General features: G+C 74.9%; 3 protein-coding genes. All 3 read left to right on the top strand.

Annotated elements, in window-relative coordinates; translation table 11 throughout:
- Positions 1–133: 133 nt before the first annotated feature.
- Genes B7P34_RS35175 through B7P34_RS35165 form a run of 3 tightly spaced genes read left to right on the top strand, consistent with a single transcriptional unit; the run spans position 134 to position 4,348 of the window.
- Complete coding sequence (locus B7P34_RS35175) at positions 134–1,798, top strand: ATP-binding SpoIIE family protein phosphatase (protein ID WP_223268571.1); 1,665 nt, start codon at positions 134–136, stop codon at positions 1,796–1,798.
- Between the two features lie 37 nt (positions 1,799–1,835).
- Positions 1,836–3,344 (top strand): sugar ABC transporter ATP-binding protein, encoded by a 1,509-nt coding sequence (locus B7P34_RS35170; protein WP_106682194.1) that lies wholly within the window; start codon positions 1,836–1,838, stop codon positions 3,342–3,344.
- A 2-nt stretch (positions 3,345–3,346) separates the two neighbouring features.
- Entirely contained in the window at positions 3,347–4,348 is a 1,002-nt protein-coding gene (locus B7P34_RS35165; RefSeq protein WP_106682193.1) for an ABC transporter permease, read from the top strand.
- Positions 4,349–4,413 lie beyond the last annotated feature (65 nt).

The raw sequence follows: 4,413 nt of genomic DNA, 5'->3' as shown, positions 1-4,413 counted from the left end.
GCCCGCGGCCGGGTGCGCATCACGTCGCCGCCCATGAGCAGGTGGCGCAGCGGCGGCTGGGCGTCCGGCGCGAGCTGCAGCAGCGTCTCGCCGAGGGCCGTGGGCAGGATGGAGAACGTGACGCCCTATGGACGTGAGCCGCACCGCCCGCGAGCTCGCCGAGATGGCCGTGCCGCGCCTGGCCGACTTCGTCACCATCGACCTCCCCGAGGCGGTGCTGCGCGGTGACGAGCCGGCCGACCCCACCAAGGGCCTCCACCGCACGGTGGTCCACGGCTTCCGCGGGGACTGCCCCTTCTACCCCGTCGGCGAGCGCGTCCACCTGCAGCCGACCACGCCGCAGCTCCGCTGCCTGACCAGCAGGCGGACCGTCCTGGAACCCGACCTGCGGGACGCCCCGGGCTGGGTCTCCCAGGACCCCGTGGCCGCCCAGCGCATCCTCGCGCACAACGTCCACTCCCTCATCGCCGTCCCGCTGCTCGCGCGCGGCATCGCCCTGGGCATCGCGAGCTTCTACCGGGCGCGGGACCCCGCCCCCTTCGGCGACGACGACCGCTCGCTGGCGCAGGAGCTCACCACGCGGGCCGCCATCTGCATCGACAACGCCCGCCGCTACACGCGCGAGCACGCGATGGTCCTCGCCCTGCAGCACAGCCTGCTGCCGCAAGGCTTCCCCGAGCAGAACGCCGTGGAGGTCGCGCACCGCTACCTGCCCGCCGAGTCCGGCGTCGGCGGCGACTGGTTCGACGTCATCCCCCTCTCCAGCGCCCGCGTGGCCCTCGTGGTCGGCGACGTCGTGGGCCACGGGCTGCACGCCGCCGCCACCATGGGCCGGCTGCGCACCGCCGCGCGCAACTTCGCCGAGCTGGACCTGCCGCCGGACGAGGTCCTCACCCACCTCGACAACCTCGTCGGGCGCCTCGACCGCGAGGAGGGCGGCGGCGACGCCTGCGCCGGCATCCCCGGCATCATCGGCGCGACCTGCCTGTACGTCATCTACGACCCCACCACGCAGGAGTGCGCCATGGCCCGGGCCGGGCACCCGCCGCCCGCACTGGTGCGCCCCGACGGCATCGTCACCTTCCCCGAGCTGCCCGCCGGTCCCCCGCTGGGGCTGGGCGGCCTCCCCTTCGAGACCGCGGAGTTCCTGCTGCCCGAGGGCAGCCAGCTGGTCCTCTACACCGACGGGCTGATCGAGGACCGCCGGCGCGACTTCGACACGGCCATGGAGGACCTGCGCCGGGCGCTGTCGCACGCGAACCGCCCGCCCGAGGACACCTGCCGCGCCGTCCTGGAGGCCGTGGTTCCCAGCCACCCGGACGACGACATCGCCCTGCTGGTGGCCCGCACCCACACCCTGGACCCGGAGCGCATCGCCACCTGGGACCTGCCCACCGACCCGGCGCTGGTCTCCTCCGTCCGCGCCGCCGTCACCCGCCGGCTGGCCGAATGGGGGCTGGAGGAGACGGCCTTCGCCGCCGAGCTGCTGCTCAGCGAGCTGGTCACCAACGCGATCCGGTACGGCTCCGGCCCCATCCAGGTGCGCCTGCTCTACGACCGCGCCCTGACCTGCGAGGTCGCCGACACCAGCAGCACCTCCCCGCACCTGCGCCACGCGGCGGACACGGACGAGGGCGGCCGCGGCCTGTTCCTCGTCGCCCGGCTCTCCCAGTCCTGGGGCACCCGCTACACCCCGGAGGGCAAGGTCATCTGGGCGGAGTGCGCGCTGGAGGTGCCGGGAGGCAAGGCCGGGCCCGCCGCGCTGCGGATCGACCTCGACGACATCCCCGCCATCTGACGGCCCATCCGGGATCCGGGGCGAAAGGGGTCGTAACATGACGAACGTGCCGAACTCCCAGCCCCTCGTCCGCATCCGCGGGCTCGGCAAGCGGTTCGGCGGCACGCGCGCGCTCGACGCGGTCGACCTCGACATCGACCGCGGCAGCGTCCTGGCCCTGCTCGGCCCCAACGGCGCGGGGAAGTCCACCCTCATCAAGGTGCTCGCGGGCGTCCACCGCGCGGACGCGGGCGAGGTGACCGTCAACGGGCACCCGCTCGGCACCGAGGCGGCCTCCCGCGCCATGTCCTTCATCCACCAGGACCTCGGGCTGGTCGGCTGGATGACCGTCGCCGAGAACATCGCGCTGGGCACCGGGTACGCCCGCCGCGCGGGGCTGGTGTCCTGGCGGCGCACCCGCCGGCAGTGCACCGAGGCCCTGGGCATCGTCGCCGCCCACCTCGACCCGGACGCCGTCGTCTCCGGCCTCGGCCGTGCCGAGCGCTCCCTGGTGGCCATCGCGCGCGCCTTGTGCACCCGGGCCGGGCTCATCGTCCTGGACGAGCCGACCGCCAGCCTCCCGGCGGCCGACTGCGCCCGGCTCTTCGACGTCCTGCACACCCTGCGCGACCGCGGGCACGCCGTCGTCTTCGTCACCCACCGGATCGACGAGGTGTTCAAGGTCGCCGACGCCTTCGCCGTCCTGCGCGACGGCCGCATCGTCAGCCACGGCCCGGTCGCCGGCTACCCCCCGGCCCGGCTCGTGCACGACATCGTGGGCCACGAGCCGCGCGGCTACGCGCTCACCGCCCCCGCCGCCGGACCGGCCGTCCTCAGCCTGGACGGCGTGCGGACGGAGAGCACCGGGCCGGTCAGCCTGGAACTGCGCGCCGGCGAGATCCTCGGCATGGTCGGCCTCACCGGCGCCGGGCACATGGAGCTGGGCCGCGCCCTCGCCGGCGCCCGCCCCCTGCTGGGCGGGAGCGCCCTGCTCGACGGCCGGCCCTACCGGCCCGGCACGGTCACCGCCGCGGTGGACGCCGGCGTCGGCTTCGTCACGAGCAACCGGCTGGAGGAGGGCTGCGCGGCGGAACTGACCGTACGGGAGAACTTCCTGGCCAACCCCCGGGCCGGCGGGCTGCGGAGCGCCCACTGGATCAGCCCCTGGCGCGAACGCGCCGAGGCCGGCCTCCTCATGGAACGGTTCGCCGTGCGCCCGCCGGACAGCGAGGTGCCGATCGCCACCCTGTCCGGCGGGAACCAGCAGAAGGTCATGATCGGCCGGTGGCTCGGGCCGCACCGGAACCTGCTGATCCTGGAGGAGCCGACCGCCGGGGTGGACGTCGGCGCCAAGGCGGCGATCTACCACCTGCTGCAGCACGCGCTGGCCGACGGCCTCGCCGTGCTGCTCATCTCCACCGACTTCGAGGAGGTCGCCGGCGTGTGCCACCGCGCCCTGGTGTTCGTCCGCGGGAAGGCGACCACGGAGCTGAGCGGCGAAGCCCTCACCGTCACCGCGCTCACCCGCGCGGCCTCGGCCATGGCCCCCCTCACCGGGGCGCTGTGACGATGACGCCCCCCAGCAGCCACCCGGTCCGGCACCGGATCGGTCACCTCGTCGGCGCCTACGGCCTCCTGGCCCTCACCGTCCTGCTGTTCGTGGCCTTCTCGCTCGCCCTGCCGGACACCTTCCCCACCCTGGACAACATCTCCGCCGTCCTGTCCAACCACTCGATCCCCGCGATGCTCGCGCTGGGCGCGACGATCCCCATCGCCACCGGCAAGTTCGACCTGTCCATCGGCTACGGCCTCGGGCTCGCGCACGTCGTGGCGATGCGGCTCCTCGTCGCCGGCCACTGGCCGTGGCCGGCCGCCTGCCTCGTGGTGGTCCTCGGCGGTGCGGCCGTCGGGGCCGTCAACGGCGCCGTCGTGGAGTTCGCGCGGATCGACTCCTTCATCGCCACGCTCGGCACCGGCAGCATCATGTACGCCTTCACCGGCTGGATCACCGGCGGGGCCCGGATCGTCCCCGGCCCGGGCGGCCTGCCGGCCGGCTTCACCGCGCTCTACGACTCCCGGTTCCTCGGCCTGCCGGTCTCCGCGTTCTACGTGCTCGCCCTCACCGCCGTGCTGTGGCTGCTCCTGGAGCGGCTGCCGCTGGGCCGGTACCTGTACGTCATCGGCTCCAACCCGCGCGCCGCCGACCTGGTGGGCATTCCCTCGCGACGCTACGTGACCGGCGCCTTCACCGCGTCCGGTCTGGTCGTCGGCGTCGCCGGGGTGCTGCTCGCCGCGCAGCAGCAGACCGGCAACCCCAGCGTCGGCATGGACTACCTGCTGCCCGCCTTCGTCGGCGCGCTGCTCGGCTCCACCGCGATCCGGCCCGGCCGCGCCAACGCCCCGGGCACGCTCGTCGCCGTCACCGTCCTCGCCATCGGCCTCGCGGGCATCGGCCAGCTCGGCGCCCGGTTCTGGGTCACGCCGATGTTCAACGGCACCACGCTGCTGATCGCCGTCGGCCTGGCCGGCTACGCGGCGCGCCGGCAGCTGCGCCACGGAGCCGGCCCGTGAGCCGCACGGCCGTGCCGGCGGGCGCGGCCGTCCTCGCCGTGGCCCTCGCCGCCCTCACCGGCTGC

The organism is Streptosporangium nondiastaticum, from assembly GCF_003011965.1.
GTDB lineage: Bacteria > Actinomycetota > Actinomycetes > Streptomycetales > Streptomycetaceae > Streptomyces > Streptomyces nondiastaticus.
The sequence above is the reverse complement of the archived record's forward strand: the minus strand, read 5'-3'. Positions and strand labels throughout refer to the sequence as shown.